Annotated in this window: 15 protein-coding genes; 10 read left to right on the top strand and 5 right to left on the bottom strand. The window is 27.0% G+C overall.

All coding sequences use genetic code 4. The features are described from left to right. Positions 1-21 precede the first annotated feature (21 nt). From ligA to EG856_RS01205, 4 genes are read right to left on the bottom strand one after another with little or no spacing between them, the layout of a single operon-like run. On the bottom strand, positions 22-1,992 hold the full coding sequence (gene ligA / locus EG856_RS01190) for an NAD-dependent DNA ligase LigA (protein WP_130429318.1): 1,971 nt from the start codon (positions 1,990-1,992) through the stop codon (positions 22-24). Positions 1,993-2,047: 55 nt separating this feature from the next. Next, positions 2,048-2,938, bottom strand: coding sequence for an energy-coupling factor transporter transmembrane component T family protein (locus EG856_RS01195; RefSeq protein ID WP_130429319.1), 891 nt, complete (start codon positions 2,936-2,938; stop codon positions 2,048-2,050). Further along, a complete protein-coding gene (locus tag EG856_RS01200; protein WP_130429320.1) occupies positions 2,938-3,918 on the bottom strand; it encodes an energy-coupling factor transporter ATPase in 981 nt (326 codons plus the stop codon). Before EG856_RS01200 ends, EG856_RS01195 begins: the two co-directional genes overlap by 1 nt. After that, a complete protein-coding gene (locus EG856_RS01205) occupies positions 3,909-4,706 on the bottom strand; it encodes an energy-coupling factor transporter ATPase (RefSeq protein WP_130429321.1) in 798 nt (265 codons plus the stop codon). Before EG856_RS01205 ends, EG856_RS01200 begins: the two co-directional genes overlap by 10 nt. A gap of 194 nt (positions 4,707-4,900) precedes the next feature. On the opposite strand from EG856_RS01205, the gene secY reads away from it, so the two are divergent. Both secY and EG856_RS01215 read left to right on the top strand, forming a co-directional pair. Next, entirely contained in the window at positions 4,901-6,385 is a 1,485-nt protein-coding gene (gene secY, locus EG856_RS01210; RefSeq protein WP_130429322.1) for a preprotein translocase subunit SecY, read from the top strand. Further along, positions 6,379-7,035: an adenylate kinase family protein gene (locus tag EG856_RS01215; protein ID WP_130429323.1), complete on the top strand. Its 657-nt coding sequence runs from the start codon at positions 6,379-6,381 to the stop codon at positions 7,033-7,035. Before secY ends, EG856_RS01215 begins: the two co-directional genes overlap by 7 nt. 25 nt (positions 7,036-7,060) lie before the next feature. Here the strand turns inward: EG856_RS01215 and EG856_RS01220 are convergent, their stop codons facing one another. Beyond that, positions 7,061-12,592, bottom strand: coding sequence for a ZmpA/ZmpB/ZmpC family metallo-endopeptidase (locus tag EG856_RS01220; protein ID WP_130429324.1), 5,532 nt, complete (start codon positions 12,590-12,592; stop codon positions 7,061-7,063). A 147-nt stretch (positions 12,593-12,739) separates the two neighbouring features. Between EG856_RS01220 and map the strand changes: the two genes are divergently transcribed. The 8 genes from map to EG856_RS01260 all read left to right on the top strand — a co-directional run bounded on the left by map (position 12,740) and on the right by EG856_RS01260 (position 18,507). Further along, positions 12,740-13,489, top strand: a complete 750-nt coding sequence (gene map / locus EG856_RS01225) for a type I methionyl aminopeptidase (RefSeq protein ID WP_130429325.1) — start codon at positions 12,740-12,742, stop codon at positions 13,487-13,489. Continuing rightward, a complete protein-coding gene (gene infA, locus EG856_RS01230; RefSeq protein WP_130429326.1) occupies positions 13,490-13,705 on the top strand; it encodes a translation initiation factor IF-1 in 216 nt (71 codons plus the stop codon). It abuts the gene before it with no gap. Positions 13,706-13,714: 9 nt separating this feature from the next. Continuing rightward, positions 13,715-13,828: a 50S ribosomal protein L36 gene (gene rpmJ, locus EG856_RS01235; RefSeq protein WP_029608718.1), complete on the top strand. Its 114-nt coding sequence runs from the start codon at positions 13,715-13,717 to the stop codon at positions 13,826-13,828. Between the two features lie 8 nt (positions 13,829-13,836). Then, a complete protein-coding gene (gene rpsM / locus EG856_RS01240; RefSeq protein ID WP_130429327.1) occupies positions 13,837-14,202 on the top strand; it encodes a 30S ribosomal protein S13 in 366 nt (121 codons plus the stop codon). Positions 14,203-14,211: 9 nt separating this feature from the next. Beyond that, positions 14,212-14,616, top strand: coding sequence for a 30S ribosomal protein S11 (rpsK, locus tag EG856_RS01245; protein WP_165381416.1), 405 nt, complete (start codon positions 14,212-14,214; stop codon positions 14,614-14,616). Between the two features lie 25 nt (positions 14,617-14,641). Continuing rightward, positions 14,642-15,661, top strand: a complete 1,020-nt coding sequence (locus tag EG856_RS01250) for a DNA-directed RNA polymerase subunit alpha (RefSeq protein ID WP_130429328.1) — start codon at positions 14,642-14,644, stop codon at positions 15,659-15,661. After that, positions 15,661-16,023, top strand: a complete 363-nt coding sequence (gene rplQ, locus EG856_RS01255) for a 50S ribosomal protein L17 (RefSeq protein ID WP_130429329.1) — start codon at positions 15,661-15,663, stop codon at positions 16,021-16,023. The genes EG856_RS01250 and rplQ overlap by 1 nt, the downstream gene beginning before the upstream one ends. 96 nt (positions 16,024-16,119) lie before the next feature. Then, the gene (locus EG856_RS01260; RefSeq protein ID WP_130429330.1) at positions 16,120-18,507 is read left to right on the top strand and encodes an MAG1360 family OppF-related protein; all 2,388 of its coding nucleotides are present in this window, start codon (positions 16,120-16,122) and stop codon (positions 18,505-18,507) included. Positions 18,508-18,680: the final 173 nt, after the last annotated feature.

Raw genomic sequence — 18,680 nt, forward strand, 5'->3', positions numbered from 1 at the left:
TCCCCTTTTATTTATATTTAACTATTTTATTAAATTATTAAACATTTCTTCGTCTAAAATTTCAATATTGAGTTTAATTGCTTTATCTTTTTTGCTACCCGCTTGCTCACCACAAAGCAAATATGAAGTTTTAGCTGAAATCGATGAAGCTACAACTCCACCATTTTTTTCAATTAAATCTACATAAAAATCACGACTATTGTTTAATTTTCCTGTAATTACGAACGTTTTATTTATTAATTTAAAACTATTAGGTTTTTGATTTCTATAACTAAATATCGAGTCTAAAAAAAACATTAAATCTTGATTTTTGGGATTAGCCACAAACTCAACCACAGATTCACTAATTTTTGGTCCTATATTTTCAATAAATTGAATATTTGTTAAATTTGGATCATTTATAAGTTGATTAAAATTTTGGTATTTTTGTGAAATTAATTTTGCCGCTCGAATGCCAACGTGTTTGATACCAAGAGCGAAAATGACTTTACTAAATTCACTTTTTTTACTTTTTTCAATGTTATTCAATAAATTTTGTGTTTTTAACTCTCCATAACGAGGCAGTTGAATAATTAAATCTTTATGTTGATGTAATGAATAAATATCCGCAATGTTTTTTAAAAAATTATTATGGTATAAATCACTAACAGTGTTTAAACCTAAACCAACAATATTCATACTTTGACGTGAAGCAAAATGGTAAATACTATTAATTATTTTTTCTTCACAATTTTCATTAACACAAAATTGATCAACATTATCGTCTATTTCAACTAATTGCTGTTTGCATGAAGGACAAAAAATAGTTTTTTCAAAGATTCCATCAGTGTTTTTGTTAGCCAAAGCAATAACTTTGGGAATTATTTCACCAGCTTTGATAATTGTGACTTCATCACCAACATTAACATTCATTTGTTCAATAAAACTATAATTATGCATTGTGGCATTTTTAACTATTGTTTGGTTTAAATTAACTGGTTCTATATTGGCTACATAAGTTAATTTGCCTGTGCGTCCTACAGTAGTTATAATTTTTAAAATTTTGCTATTTACACTTTCAACTTCATATTTAAATGCGATTGAGTGTTTTGGAAATTTTGCAGTTGAGCCTAATTTATCTCAATAATTTAAATTGTTTAATTTAATCACTAAACCATCAGCATCGTAATCTAATTGGTTTTTAAGCGGAGCAAATAATTGAATTTCATGTTCTAATTCTTCCAGATCAACTAGCTTAGATTTAGGATTAAACGGAATATTTAAACTAGCAAAAAATTCTAATGCTTGTTGTTGGGTATCAATATTATGTTTTTGGGCTTCAACTAATTCATAAATATAACATTTTAAACCTCTTTGAGCGACAATTTCACTGTTTAATTGACGCAAAGTACCACTGGCTGCATTGCGAGGATTAGCAAAGGTTTTTTCGCCAATTTGTGCCATTTTTAAATTTAATTTGTTAAATTGAGATTTAGGCATAAATATCTCGCCACGCACTTCTAAATCAGCGGTATAATCAATTATTTTAGGTATAGATTCAATTTGCATTATATTAGCACTTACATCTTCACCTTCAATTCCATTACCACGAGTTAAAGCTTGAATTAAATAGCCATTTTTATAGTGTAGTGCTATTGACAAACCATCTATTTTAGGTTCAATACTAAATTGAATTTGTTCTTGAGGTACTATCTTTTCTATATTATGTGCAAATTTAATTACTTCACTAAAATTGTATGCTTTTGCAAGCGAAAGCATTGGTTTTTTATGAATAATTTTTTTAAATTTTGAGTTAAAAATATTATCGCCATAACCTATAACTTGTGTAGGTGAATGAGGATGGATTAATTCAGGGTATTTACTTTCTAAATGTTCAAGTTCTAATAAAGTTTTATCATATTCTAAATCCGAAACACTAGGTTTATTTTCAATAAAATATTCATAATTTCATTTATTAATTAGCTCAGTTAATTCATTAATTTTTTGCTTCATTTTGTTCCTTATACGTTTATTATAATAAATAAAAAAACTCAGGTGAGTTTTAAATTTAAATGTGAAAATTTGTTATCGAATATCAATGTGGTAAAGCAAACACATTATGTTTAATTAAGGCAGTTAAAATAACTAAAGTTAAAACCACACTAAAAACAATAAAATCTCGTCAAGTTGGAATTAACAAACGATAACGCGTTCTTTTAGCATAGGGGTCATAACCTCTGGTTTCCATCGCGTTAGATAAATCTTCTGCTTTAGCAAATGAAGTTGAAAATAAGGGAATAATTAAAGTTGTAAATGCTTTAGCTTTATCTTTAAATTTACCATTAACAAAATCCACACCACGACTAGCTTGAGCTTTCATTATTCGTTTTGCTTCTATTAATAAAGTCGGAATAAAGCGTAAAGCAACTGAAATTACCATTGCGATGATATGGGTTGGAATAAATAACAATTTCAATGGTAATAATAAATCTTCCAAGGCTTTAGTTAATAAAATTGGTTTTGTAGTTGAGACAAATAATGTTGTTATCATTATCATTATATAAATTCGGAATACTAAAGATAGTGTTTGAGCAATAACCGCATAACTAAGAGCATAAGTTTTTGATTTAGTAATAAAGAAAAAAATATGCATTGCGTTACGTTGAGCAATTTCGGCTTGCGAATTGCCTGTTGGCACTTTTAGAGTGTATATATTAATAAAAAAAACTATCACACCGACAATCAAAGGCATTTTTAACAATGAAAATGCTCTTTTAAAACTTTTTGTACCTATTAAAAACACAATCAATAAAGGTAAAAACAAAAAAACCAATGTTCAAAAATGCGATGCTATAAAAGTTAAAACAATATAAATTATATTAATGATTAATTTAACTCTTGGGTCTAAACGATGAACATATGTATCATCATAAACATATGTACCAATAGCAGAATTCATTATTTACCTCTCTTTTGAGCTAATTTTTGATTTAAAAAATTTGCCAATTCATCAATATTTTTTATATTGTGTGGAACATTTAGGCCACGTTGTTGCAATTTGGTGATAAATTCTAAAATTTTGGGTGGCTGCATTGAATTTTTGTTTAAAAATTCAGTATCACGCAATATTTCGCGAGTGGTGCCATCTTTAATTAAACGACCATCCTTCATCAACAAAACTCGGCTAGTTACTTGTAAAACATTATCTAAATCGTGAGTAACAATAACAATAGTTTTGCCTAATTTATTTAATTTTGTGAAAATTTCCAATATCTCTTGTACACCAACTGGATCTAAACCGGCTGTAGGTTCATCAGCGACAATGATATCGGGTTCAATTGCTAAAATACCAGCTAATGCCACCCGGCGTTTTTGACCACCAGACAAATTAAAAGGAGATTTTGCTAAAAAACTATCATCTAAACCGCATAAATTTAAATATTTTTGTGCTCTGTTTTTAGCCTCTGTTTTATCAACACCAAAAGAAAGAGGGCCAAACATAATATCTTTTTCAATTGTTTCTTCAAACAATTGATATTCAGCAAATTGAAAAGCGATAGCAACTTTTTTTCTGATTTCTTTTGCTCTTTTAACTTTTTTTAGTTTTTTTTGTTTAAAAACTTCAATTTTTGAACCATTCCTAAAACCTGATTTTTCTATTCAAGAGGCTTTTAATTCTATTTGATCGTCAAAAATTTCTTCATCTATATTGTTTTTATTTTTTTTAATATTTTTAAAATTTCATTGAATACTTCCCTTTGTGGGTAATAATAAAGCATTTAAATGTTCAACTAATGTACTTTTGCCAGAACCTGTTTGACCTATAACTCCAATAAATTCACCTTGATTAATATTTAAATTTACATCTTTTAATGAAGTAAATTCCATTCTAGTCCCACGGCTATATGTGTGTGATAATTGTCTAATTTTTATTTCCATATTTGCTCCATTAAATCATTTTCGTCATAAGTTTCTTGAATACCTTCAAGTTTTTGACTTAATTTGTATATAAATGGTGAATCTATTTTAGCTATTTCAATAATTTCTTGATTTTTTAAAATATCTTTAGGTGAGCCTTGAGCAATAATTTTACCACCAGCAAAAACAACACAATGATCGGCTAAAATTGCTTCATCCATATCATGTGTAATTGAAATTAAAGTTTTTTGACGCTTTGCTTGAATATCACGAATTAATTTAAGAACTTGCGTTTTACCTAATGGATCTAGCATTGAAGTAACTTCATCAAAAATAATAACATCAGGATCTAAAGCTAAAACTGAGGCAATAGCAACACGCTGTTTTTGACCACCTGAAAGAAGGTGTGGTTCTCTTGACAAAAATTCATTCATACCAACTTTTTGTGCTAGTTCAGCAATAATTGGTTTCATTTTTTCTCTAGGTAATTGTTTATTTTCTAAACCAAAAGCAATATCATCTTCTACTGAAGCACCAACAAATTGATTGTCTGGGTTTTGAAATATAATGCCTATTTGTTTTCTTATTTTACGTAAAGTATCAGGAGAAATTATTGTTCCATTAATTTCAATCGTGCCACTTTTAGGTTTATATAAGGCAACTAATAATTTAGAAAAAGTTGATTTACCTGAACCATTATGACCTAAAATAGCAACATATTTACCATCTGGTATTTCAAGACTAATTCCGTCAAGAGCATTTTTGTTTGCGTCGGGATATTTAAAAACTAAATCTTTAACTTTAATCATAATTTAAAATTATACACACAAAAATTTTATATCTATATGTATTAAAATTAATATTGTTCATTTGAATATAATTGTTTAAAATATTAGATATTTTGTTTTTGTAAAACCAATTTAAACACGATATAAAAATTATTAAGGTATAATTAATATTATTTTATATTTAATTAAAAAATAAAAATATAAGAAAGGATCATATGAAGCAATTTTTTAGTAATATTGGCTATAGTATGTCTAAAGTTTGATACAAATTAAGTCGCTGATGAAAAAGTTTTTGAGAACATAAAACTCTAACAAAAAAATTACTATTCACTCTTTCCTTTTTAGCTATTTATGTGATAATGACAACAATTGGAGCCCCATTTGTACGCATAAATCAGGCTGATCTAATAAACCAGGATACCTTTTTTAACACTCTTAACCTTATAGGAGGGGGAGGTTTACGTAATTTTTCATTAGTTGCGTTAGGTATTAGTCCCTTTATTAACGCTTCACTGATTATGTCTCTTTTACAAACTAGATTATTCCCAGCCATTCATAAATTGAGTCAAAGCGGCCCGCAAGGAAGAAGAAAATTAAATGTTATTACGCGCGTATTAACTCTTTTCATTGCTTTTCCACAAGCAATATTATTATCACAATCATTAGGTAGTGGTGAAAATCCTTTTATTGAAATTTTGCCTGTTTTTGGTTCATCATCGCTTATCGCAACAACATATTTTATAGTGCCTATGATTTTAATTGGTGGTTCTTTATTTTCATTGTTCATTGCTGAACAAATTACTGATAAAGGTATCGGTAATGGTACTTCTTTAATTATTTTTACAGGGATGGCGTTTGCTTTACCAAACCAATTTAGACAAGCGACAGCATTTTTTGTAGGTGATTCTTCTTCGTCTTCATTATTTATTGGTTCACTAAAATTTGTTGGCTATGTTTTTGTGTTTGCGATAACAATATTTATAGTTGCTTTAGTTTATAATTCGGAGCGTCATATTCCTATTCAACAAACTGGAGCAGGGCGTTCAAGAAATGTTAATGAAATGGGTAAATTGCCAATTAAATTAAACCCTGGTGGAATAATGCCAATAATTTTTTCAACAATGATACTTTCATTTCCTTTAATGATTGCAAGAATTTTACCTACTGGTAATCCTGCTAAAGCTTGAATAAACGAATATATGCAATTTACTTCACCGTTAGGTTTATCATTATTAGTAGTTATTACATTCTTTTTTAGTTATTTAATGGGTATTCAGCAATCAAAAATTGATAAAATTAGTGAAGATTTCGCCAAAAATTCAACCTTTATTCCCGGAATTCAACCCGGTGAACAAACTGAAGATTATTTATTTGGTGTTGTTTTAAGACTTTCAACTTTTAGTGCATTTTATTTAATAATTCTTGCCTCATTTCAGTATTTACAAATAATTGTTTTAAAATGACCTGCCGCAATTGCTTTTGGTGGCACCAGTATTATGATTTTAGTTTCGGTTGCAATTGAAACAATTGGTCAATTTAAGGCAAGATTAAAAACAACACATTTTGCTAAACAAAAACAATTATCACGCCAAGTGAGTGAGCAAATTAATTACGAAAACGTATATACTGAACACGGCCCAAATTTAGATAACAAAAACAAAAAAATCAAAAAAACAAATGGAGATGGATTGTTATGATAGAAAATTCAAAATTAAATATGGTTTTTATGGGGCCGCCGGGAGTTGGTAAAGGTACAGTAGCTGCTCTAATTGCAAATTCAGATGAATTTATTCATTTATCAACTGGCAGCATTTTTAGAGAAGAAATAGCTAAAGCTACTCCCCTAGGTTTAAAAGTTGCTCAAATCGTAAAATCTGGGCAGTATGTTACGGATGATATCACTAACGAAATTGTAAAAAATAAGTTAAAAGAATTAATGTCGCAAAACAAAAAAGTTATTTTAGATGGTTTCCCACGTACCTTAAACCAAGTTAAATTTTTAGATGCAATTCAAGGCTTTAATTATCTAGTAATTTCACTTTTTGCTGAGGAAGATTTAATTTTAAAAAGATTATCAGGTAGAAGATTTTGCCCACAATGTAAAAGTAATTATCATATCTTATATATGCCTTCTAAATTGCAAAATAAATGTGAAAACGATGGTGTAGATTTAGCCACAAGACCAGATGACACTATTGAAGCAATCAAAGTACGTCAAAAGATTTACCACGATGAAACAAAACCACTTTTGGATTTTTACCAACAAAACGAAAAAATAATTTCTATAGACGCTAATGGCAAGGCCGAAGATATAGCAAAAACACTTTTAAATAAATTAAAAAGCAATTAAACCGATTTAAGTTTAATTGCTTTTTTTATTTAAAAATACTTTCTTGAAAATTTTTGGTTAAAGAGTTATAGGCTTGAATGATTGAGCGTTTTAACTCGTAAGAAACAAAACTGTTTCGGTTATTTAAAGATAAACTTTGTATATCTTTATCAATTGCAATGTTGAAAAGATTTTTAAGATCTTGACTATTATTAATTATGTAATTTTGATTATTAAAACGTATTGTTATAGATTTTATTTGATCTTTTTTATCAAGGCGTTTTTTAAACATTGCTTTTTTGAATTCGTTGTAATTAGCGTAGCGAGAATCAAAGATTTTATTTAAGACAAAATCTTCACTTAATAACTGATTTGAGCTTAATTGAGTGCTTAAAACATCCGTAGCATAATTGACAAAACCGGCATCTCAACCAAATTCAGCCAACAATTCTAGTGCATTTCTTCTAAAAATTAAACCACCAGTAGCACCTGTATTATTTGAGTAGGCAGCAAAAATTGGTCTAAATAAATTAATACTATAATAATTTTCATTATTATTTCTTAAATAATCACTTGTGCCGGGTTTTAAACCATATGTTTCTAATTTAGAAACAATATTATGATCAATCAAATCATAAACACTTTGTAAATTAAGTGAAGCTATTGAATTAGCATCTAATTGAATAACTCTATCACTACCATGGGTATAACCTTTAGCTATATCTTCATTTTTATACAATTCATATTCATTTTTCATTGAATTATCATCTTTATGTAAAGCTAACCGGTTAAAGAAAAAGGTTTGGTTTTGTATTGATTTAGATAAAATAACTTCAGCTTCAATTGCATCAAGTAAATATGTAACATCAAATAGACCACTTAAATACTGTTTGAAGTCTTCTTTTGAATTAAACCTGTCAATATTATTATTGGATGTGACTGCTCCATTTAAATTAAGGGCAAAATTAAAGCCATAATTAGGTGAATTATTACTTGTTAACGATTCAAATAAACCAGTTGCAAAAGCTTCAGGCCCTACCCCAGGACGATATTGATTGCCTTGCAATCAAGTTTTAGTATCATAAGCATGGGTTAATTCATGAGTTAAAGTTGCAATACCTTCGGTGTCTAAAATATCAACACTATCAAATCTAATTACTTTTGTGTTTTGATTAGCATACGCAGAATCTTTGCGCACAGACTGAGGATATCATCTATTTATAGGACCAAAAAAATCATTTATTGCTGAATAATGTTCATCAAAACGTTCAGCTCATCTTCGTTTTTGGCCATTAAATCTAGGTTGAGCTACACCATTTAAACTTGAGACTATAAAATAGCCATCAAAAATTTCAGTTGTAGTTTTAGTTAAATAATCTTTGCCTTCTTGGTTTGAAATTTTGTACATTAATTCCATAAATTTGCGGTATTGAATTGATTTATCAATAATTAATTGTTTTAATTTATTAATTTCATTTTGGTATTCATTTTTGTTTGCAACTAATAATTGCTCATCTATATTTCTTCCGTAACTACCAAAAAAGATAGTTCCAAGCGTTGAAATAATATAAACATTACTTTCTTGTAAATTTAGTAAAGGTAATATATAACCATTAGCATTAGATTTGGTTTTAAGATGTTGATACGCACTGATGTTAATTTGTGGTTGTGAAAGTAATTTTTGTTCACTAATAAATGCTTTGGTTGAAGTTTTGAACCATTCATCCATATCACTGCTGTTTGTAAAAACCTTTAGATTATATTCTAAAAACTCAAATAAATTTTTGTTAATTAATTTTTTAAAATATTTATTAAATGTTGCAAAATTATTTTTTATTAATAATTCTTCAAAATTTAATGAACCAATTTCAATTAAAAAATCAATATTTTTAATTAAATTATTATAAAAATTAGGATTAAAAAGCATTATTTTTAAAATGTTATATTGCCCAAAATTAATTTTAAATAAACGATTAATATAAGTTAAGCCAAGCATAATTTTTACTTTATTATCTAAAATTGTTTTTTTAATTACTCGTGCTACTTGTTCATTATTGTAATCGCTATTTTGATAATTAGCCAGTAAAGATTTAACAATTTCATCTAAATGTAATTTTATTTCTTTAAAAGAAGAATCTAAATATAATGTTTTAATTGTTTCATTGCTAAAGTTAACAAATTTTTGCTTCATTTGATTATTGTATTCACTTAATTTAACTTGTTGTACAAAATCAGTAGAATCTAAACTTAAAACACTTAATTCTGCTACTATTTCATCTACTAAATTTTGGTTTAAATTTAAATATTGATTTGGTGAATAAATTAAATCTGCTCCTAATCTATATTCAAATCGAGCGCTTTGTTCAAATTCAACTGGACTAGCTAAATCATAAGTTGTGGCACTACCATCTTCAAATTTAACAAATAAGCGATTTATACTGTTTTTATCGTATAAATTAGACACAAATTCATTACCATGCATTGGTAAAAGTGAATATATTTTCTTTTTAAATAACAAATCTGAAGTACTAATTAAATTAGCATATTTAGTAATGGTGTTTCGGTCATAATTGGGAAGTAATTTAGCAACATTTTCGTACGCAATTTGACGCATAGAATCATATTCTGCTAAAGTTGAATAATCTACTTTATCAAAATTATTGTTTGAATTTAATTCAATATCTATACCTCATGCTCTTAATAGTTCTTTTGCCTTGGTAATTGTAATTGAAGTATTTGAATTTTGCCCACTAATTATTTTATTATTTGAAATATCAGAACGAGTTTTTTGGCCAAATAGTTCAATATTATCTGCCATAACATCAATAATATTATTTTCAACACTTAAATTATTTATATTACCGATAATTTTACCTAATTTAGTGTTAGTAAAATTAGTTTGCAAGGTGTTTGAAATAACACCTGATATATAATTTTTTTCTATTTTTTTATCAGTAGAATTTATATTATTTGCTTTTGCTGCTAAAAGACCAAAATATTGACCATTTTTATCTGTACTACTAATATCTAAATTGATTTTTAACACATTATTTTTTACTGTTGTATCAGTTAAAATTAAACTTAAACCTCCAACTGAAATTGAATCAATTGAATTTTGTTTAAAAACTAAATTAGCATCAATAAATAAATTACTAATAACACTGTTCTGTATTGATTTTGCTAAAATTCCAGCATCCTTATCAACTACAACTCTAGAATTTAAAATTTTAAAATTTGATACAGTTGAATTTATAACGTTTTTAAACAAAGGTTTATTTAGATTATGTATAGCATAATTTTTTCCATCAACACTTTTTAAAACACCTCTAAAATCAATATCTATATATTGATCTTGTTCAATTGAATTTGCGTATAAATCTGAACCGATTAAAAAGGTTGCGTTGGGATTTAATTTAATAGCATTAATTAAGGTGTTAAAATCACTATAAACATTTGCTTTATCACTAATTTCATCAACATAAAATGAGTAATTTTCAATAACATCATTTTGCGAGTTAAATAAAACCAAATTATTATGTTTAAGGGTCAATTTGTATTGATCACCCATTTTTTCAATAGATTTAACTGGAATTAAATATTGTGTTTCATCATCAGTTATTCTAACTAAATAATTATTTGGGTCTACATTATTAGCATTAATTGAACTTACTTGTTTTGTGCTTCCGTCGTTATTAACTAACAATATTTGCCTTGAAGTAGTATTTTTAAATTCTAATGATTTAGTTGTGTAAATTCCGCTCAATTTATTCATTTTTTGCTCTAAATTTTCTAAAACTAAATCTATTTGTTCTTGTGTTGCGTCCTGATTATCTAAAATAGATTCAGCCTGGTTTAAAACATTAACAAATTCGTCTTTTAATATTTGATTAGGCTCATTTGTAAAAGTTACTGAATTATGTTTTTGTTTAGCTACAATTACAGTTTTTTGTAGTGTTTTTTTATCTGGAAGAATAACAATTTTTTCTTTAAATTTTGCCTTCAATGCGTAATATAAATCATTATTAATTTTAACTGAAATATAATTGCCATCAATTACTATATTTTCTGCTGGTATCGGTTGATCATTTCCAAAAACACTTTCAATTTCTTGACCTTGGGGAATATCTATTTTAAACACTAAAAAATTATCTTTTTGTGTGGTTTTGAATGAATCATTACCATCGGCTGCTTTAAAATTATTATCCCCACTGACATAAACATTATTTTCTTCATTAATATCATTAAATTCAACGCTAAAATTTGAATTTTGAGTTATTAAATATTTAAATATACCTTTTGAAGTGTCTACATCAATATTTTGACCATTTAATTGAACATTTTTAACAGATTTATTTTGGGGAATATCAATAAAAATTGTTGCTTGTTCACCGTGTTTAAAATTGTTTTTATCAATAAATTCATTCATATATAAATTAGAACCTAAATTAATTGAATAATTTTGCTTTGGTTGTAATTTATCTTTAAATTGAACACTAATTTGAGTGTTATTACGCATTATAAATTGATAAGAATTGTTTTTGACAAAACGTTTTTTGTTTGAACCATTTACGTTAAGTGTCTGAATTTCTTTACCTTCTGGAACGTCAATATTAATTGTGATATTTTGACCAAATGAAATATTGTTTAGTTCAATATTATTTGCTGCACTTAAATACTGATCTAATGAAAGCACATATTTATTTTCTTGATATACAGCAATTAATTTATGATTTGGTTTAGTTGTTGTAAACGTGAATGTATTATTGATTACGCTATCTTTTTTCTCAACACCATCAACTAATAATGATTGTAAAGATGAATTTTTGGGTACAATCAATTGTGCAACTACTTCTTTGCCAATTTTAGTTACTATATTTTTATTTTCAAAACCAATTAATTTTACATTTGATTCTTCTTCAACCACATTATCAATATTGTTTTTTTGTTCAGACAAATCGCTTGAACCATTTTGAAGATTTTCATTGGACTCGTTTGGTTCAAAATTTTCCTCTTTGGTGTTAACAAAAGTTAAATTAATTTCTAAATTTTCTTTAACATTTATACTAATACGGTTATTTTTAATTAAATTTTTGCTTTCTTTACTATTAATCAATAATGAGTCAATGGTTAAATTTTGAGGATTCATAATTTCAAATTCAATATTTTGACCATATTTTAACGTTGATAAATCAATATCTTTATTCACTAATTTAAGATTATTTGTGTTTTTAACTTCAAAAATTAAATCAGAATATTCTGCTTTAATTTGTTTAATATTACTTTGAACAAAACTATATGTATTATTAACTACTTCATTTGTTTTTTCAACACCATCAACTAATAATTTTGATAATTTTTTACCAACTGGTGTAATTAAATTTAATTCAATTTCTTTCCCTTTATATGTGTTTAATAAACCGGTTTTACCGTTTTTATCAACTAAGCCTTCAATAAATAACTCAATTTTATTATCTTTGTAAGAATTTAAACCTAGACCTAAACCTAGGCCAATAGTAATTGAACTAACTACTCCAACACTTCCTGCAATAATTGCTATTTTTTTTCGTTTTGCTTTCATTTATGCTCCTAATCTATATTAAAAATAATATGTTATTTATTGATATTTACTAATAAAATTAAAATAAAATTTACTTCAAATTTTGACAACTTTTGCTAAAATATAATTCGTTATATTAATATATAACATATAAATGACAGGAGCAAGATGGTTCATATCAAAAATCAAAAGCAAATTGAAGATATTACAAAATCTTGTCAAATCTTGGCTGAGGTAAAACAAGTTGTTTATGACCACATAAGACCAGGAGTTTCATTAAAAGAACTGGATACAATTGCTTTTAATGAAACTATAAAAAGAGGTGCTCAACCAGCATTTTTAGGTTTATACGGTTTTCCTGCAACCGCATGCATTTCTGTAAATGAAGAATTGATCCACGGCATTCCAAGCGATTATGTATTAAAAAGCGGTGATATTGTTTCTTTTGATATGGGTTGCACTTATAACGGAATGAATAGCGATAGCGCTTTCACAAAAGGTGTAGGTGAAATCGCACCAATAAATAAAAAATTGATTAAAGTAGCCAAACAAGCCTTTGAAGCGGGTCTTGCAGCTATTAAACCCGGTGCTAGAGTGGGTGATATTAGTTTTGCAATTGGTCAAGTAATCAAGAAAAATAATTTTTATACCCCTTCGGAGTATTGCGGTCATGGAATTGGTTTTAATGTCCATGAAGAGCCTGATGTTTACAATGATGGTAAACCAGGACAAGGCCCATTATTAGTTGATGGCATGGTAATTTGTATTGAACCTATGGTTATGCAAAAAAATGCTCGTATTAAAGTAAAAAAAGATAAATGAACTGTTGTTAGCGCTAGCGGTTTAACAAATGCCCATTACGAACATACGGTACTAATAAAAGATGGTAAGGGTGTAATATTAACGAAAGGAATTTAAATGGCAAAAGATGCTATTAAATTTAAAGCCATTGTTAAACAAGCTTTTTCAACTGATGAATATGAAGTTGAACTTGAAAATGGTTTAGTAATTAAAGCTCACATATCAGGTAAAATGCGCGTAAATCATATTAGAATTTTACCTGGGGATTCAGTAGATGTAGAAATTAGTCCATATAATTTACAATTAGGACGTATTATCTATCGTCACAAATAAGGAGAAGATATGAAAGTAAGAGCTAGTGTAAAAAGAATGTGTAAAGATTGTCGTGTTATTAAACGTAGAGGAATCATTAGAATTATCTGTGTACAACCTAAACATAAACAAAGACAAGGATAGGAAAATTTATGGCTAGAATTTTAAATATTGAGATTCCAAACAATAAACGTGTTGTTGTTTCATTAACATACATTTTTGGAATCGGTTTAACAAGATCAAAACAAATACTTGCAAAAGCAAATATCAATGAAAACATTAGAGTAAAAGATTTATCAGAAGAACAATTATCTGCAATTCGTGAAGTAGCAAGAGAATATCAAACCGAAGGTGATCTACACCGTGAGGTTTCATTAAACATTAAACGTTTAATGGAAATTAAATGTTATCGTGGTATGAGACATCGTAAAGGTTTACCTGTTAGAGGTCAATCAACAAAAAGTAATGCTCGTACTCGTAAAGGTCCAAGAAAAACAGTTGCCGGGAAGAAAAAATAGGAGTTTATAATGGCTATAGCAAAAAAACAAACTAAAAAAACTAAGAAAAAATTAGTTGTTAGTGGTGTTGCTCACATTCACTCAACTAACCAAAACACAATTGTTACTTTTACTGACGAACAAGGTAATGTTGTTGCTTGATCATCATCAGGAGCAATCGGTTATAAAGGTTCGAAGAAAAAAACCCCTTATGCAGCTGGTTTAGCAGCACAAGCAGCTACTGAATTAGCAAAAGAGCGTGGCATGAAAACTGTTAGAGTTGAATTAAAAGGTTTAGGAGCAGGTAAAGATGCTGCTCGTAAACAAATCGAAGTATCAGGAATTACCGTTACAGAAATTAAGGATGTTACCCCAGTACCTCACAATGGTACAAGACCTCCAAAACGTATTCTTAAACGCGAAAAAATGAGATAGAAACAAATAAAAAGAAGGAGGAAATATGGAAAAAATGGCAAAACTTGACTACATTCAAGTGGAAAATTTAAATTCTAACGCCAAAGAAGCTAATACAACAACATTTGCACTACAACCTCTTGAGAGAGGTTTTGGACAAACAGTTGGTGTTGCTTTAAGAAGAGTGTTATTATCAAACATTACTTCTTTAGCATTATGTGCTGTTAAAATCGAAGGCGTTGAACACGAATTTGAAGTTATAAACGGTGTAGTCGAGGATGTTACTACATTATTAATGAATTTACGTAAAGTTAAATTCCAATATAAACCTGAGTTAGTTAATGATAATGAAATTATCAAGGTAGTTTTAAAAGCTGACCAACCCGGAGTTGTTACTTCAAGAAGTCTTGAAGTTGTCAATTCAAATATTGAAATTACAAGCAAATCGGTTCATTTAGCAACTCTTAGTGCTAAAGGTAGTTTGCACTTAGAAATGTTTTTACGTGCTGGTCGCGGCTATTTACCAAACGATAAAAACAAAAAATTTATTTCAACATCTAACTTTTTAAGTCAAATCCAATCTAATATTAAAAAAGGTATTTTAATAGCAACCGATTCAAATTTCAGTCCAATTCAAAATGTTAATTACAAAGTGAGTGAATTAAATTCTGCATCAAACGAAATTGAAGAAAAATTAGAATTTAACATCACCACCGATGGAACTGTAGGGGCTAAAGAAGCAATTAAACAAGCATGTGAAATTTTAGTTGCTCATTTTAAATTAGTCGGCAATGTTGACGACATGGTTGTAGATTCAATTTTCAAGAAAGAAGAAGTTGAAAAAGAAGTTGAAAAAGAAGAAAATGATTTAGATATTACTCAATTAAATCTTTCTGTTCGTTCGTTAAATGCTTTACGAAGAATTGGCAAAACATCATTGTCTCAAATTGCGGCTATGACTTATGAAGAATTAGAAAACACAAAAAACTTAGGTAAAAAATCTCTAGACGAAATTGTTTCTAAATTAAAAGAATTCGATTATGAATTAACTAAAGGAGAAGAATAATGGCTAATCCAAAACAAATTTACAGTCGTGATACTAAATGAAGAAAAGGAGTGATGCGTACTTTAGTTAGCGAATTATTCGCTCATGGCCGTATTACCACAACTCTAACTCGTGCCAAAGAATTACGTCGTCACGCAGAAAAACTTATTACAAAAGCAAAAAACCCAACTCTGGCAAATCGTCGTGCAGCTGCTGCATTTTTACGCCCAACTCTTGTACAAGGTTCAAATAATGTTTTAAAACACTTATTCGCAACAATCGCACCAAAATATACTCAAAGAAATGGTGGTTACACACGTATTTACAAACTTGTTTCACGTCAAGGTGATTCAGCACCTATGGCTATTATTGAATTAGTTTAATTCACATATCAAACTTTAATTACTAATGAAAATAGTCGCTTGACTATTTTTTCATTTAAATTTTAAGAAAAATAAATAATATATACTTTATATACTATGTCAAAAAATAAAAAAATATTAACAATTGAAAATTTATTCCAGCCAGCGAAAAATAAAAATTATGTGTTTATTCCACAATTAAATTTATTTAAAAATACGGCAAATGCTTTTTTAATTATTGATGAAAATACCGAATTGTTTAAAAAACAATTTAAAACAATAATCAACAAAAAAAATAATATTAAAATATTGTATGAATATAACGAATATAAAGATGTCGTGTGTCATAGCGATACTAAAACAATAGATAAAAAAATATCCTTTTATAATCTTGAAACACCACAAAGTAGCGAAAACAACATTTCAATTGTAAGAGAATATCAACGTATCAAGCGAAATTATCAATATAACATACAAACAATACAATGATTATTCAAAATTTTAAATACATATCAATACCAATTAAAAACAGAAATACTAAGTGTTTTTGAAACAAAAATAAACTCATTACATACCTTAATTTCTGATTTAAAAAGAGATTCTCAAATAATGAGTAATAAATTTTGACAAATTTTTACACAAAATAGTACAGTTGAATTAAATAATCAAATTTTAACTTATATCGAAAACCAAAAATATTACAATGAACTTATCATGGGTGAGTTTTTAGACCTATTTAGAACTATTTATAATATAAGTCTTAATATTTCTTCACGATATTGAAAAAGTCCTGAATTTAACACAAAAATAGATCTTGAAAAAAAACAAAAAAGATTACAGATTTTGCTAAAAATGCAAAAAACTAACAAAGAAACAATCAAAAGAGAATTATATTTACGCGATATTAAATCATTGCTAAAACATTTAATTCAACTCAAAACATTCAAACGTATTAATTGTAAAAAAACAATGACATCTTTAATAAGTTGATTTAAAAAATCAGTCATAATTGACCAAGAAAAATATAATTATTTTATTAATAGTCCAGCACAAACTCGCTACATCGTAAAACAGATTTTGTTAAAAAAATATATTGCAAAATTAGTACATAAAAAATTACTAAGCTTAAGATATTTAGAGCATAAAGATATTGATGAACTGAAAAATAACCTTATTTCACGTTTAAATTTATTTATTTCAAACAATTTATCAAATAAAAATATTGAACAAAATTTTAATTCGACAAAAATCAAAAAAATAATTTCAAATGAATTTTGGTTTGACTTTACTCCATATATTGAAATTAGCAGATTCAATCAAGAATTGTTTAATAACCAAATTAAAAATTTGCGCAACAAGTATAGGAAAATAAGTCAAAAAAAATTAAATGTGTTTGGAATTGAAAATTATAAAGAACAAATCAAAAACGCAAAAAATAACTTAGAATTATTAAATGAAGAATTTGAATGAAAAAAATCCCTTTTGCAAAGTGAATTTAAGCAATTTAACTCAAAACATAAATTAATAAATAATAAAATTAAATTTATTAAATTTTATTACAAAACTATTAATGATTATAATGACAAAATTGCACAAAAAATTAATAATTTAAATATTAATCCAAATTTTCAAAATGATTATAAGCAAATGTTTCAACAAATTGAAAATTCATTCAATACACTTAAATCAGTCGCCTTTTTATTTGAATATTTAGAATTATTGCGTGAATTTATTTTTACAAAATTTACTTTAAGCAAAACAAATTTAATTAAAATTGACCTATTCACTAAATTAATTCAAATTTTAAACTCAGCAGCTTTTAGTAATAATTCTTTAACAAAAACATTCAATAATATATCACTAATATCACGTCTTAAAATGAGCTTTTTAGCAGAATTGAAGGAAGAAACACAAATTGTTTTTATAAGTGATGATGAAAATATAAAAGATCAAAATTTAAAAAGTGAATTTTTAAGGATTGTAGGCGAAATTGCTAAAAAAAATAATTTAACTTATACTTTTATAACTAATGATCGTAGCATTGTTGAATTTCAAAATTTTGACAATATTTACGTGTTTTTTGACAACAAATTAATTGAATTTGGTAATAAAGAAAAAATTTTTAACAACCCTTTACATCCAGTGTTTCATTCATGATTGCACAACACAAAAGGCGTAGAATTTAATTCTCATAATTATATTTTTAACGAATGTTTTAAATATGACCAACAACATTATTTAATTGCATCAAACAGTGAAATAAAAAGTTTAAATATTGACAGTATATACACTAATTTAAATAATATCGACCATGATACAAACGAAAATTTAATCAATGAACTTGAAACATATTCAAATACTAAAGAAACAATGATTGTGGACTTAAATTTGATCGATCAAATTCAATCATCACAAACGATGACATGGGAATATAATATGAGTAAAATCAATGATGATGAAGCAATAAATACTGCTTTAATCGATCAAAATTCAGATGCGTATTAAAACCTAAACAATTTTATACAAATCTTTATCAAATCAACAAAAATTAGCCCACTTTCAATAAATTTATGAATACTTAAAGAATATAAATTGCTACAATGCTGCTGAACAAAATAAAAACATTTTGTTTTTAATTTGAATAAATGAAAAATATATTAAATAGCCAATAATTATAT

Origin of the sequence: Mycoplasmopsis phocirhinis, from assembly GCF_004216495.1 — a bacterium.
Taxonomy (GTDB): Bacteria; Bacillota_I; Bacilli_A; order Mycoplasmatales; family Metamycoplasmataceae; genus Mycoplasmopsis; species Mycoplasmopsis phocirhinis.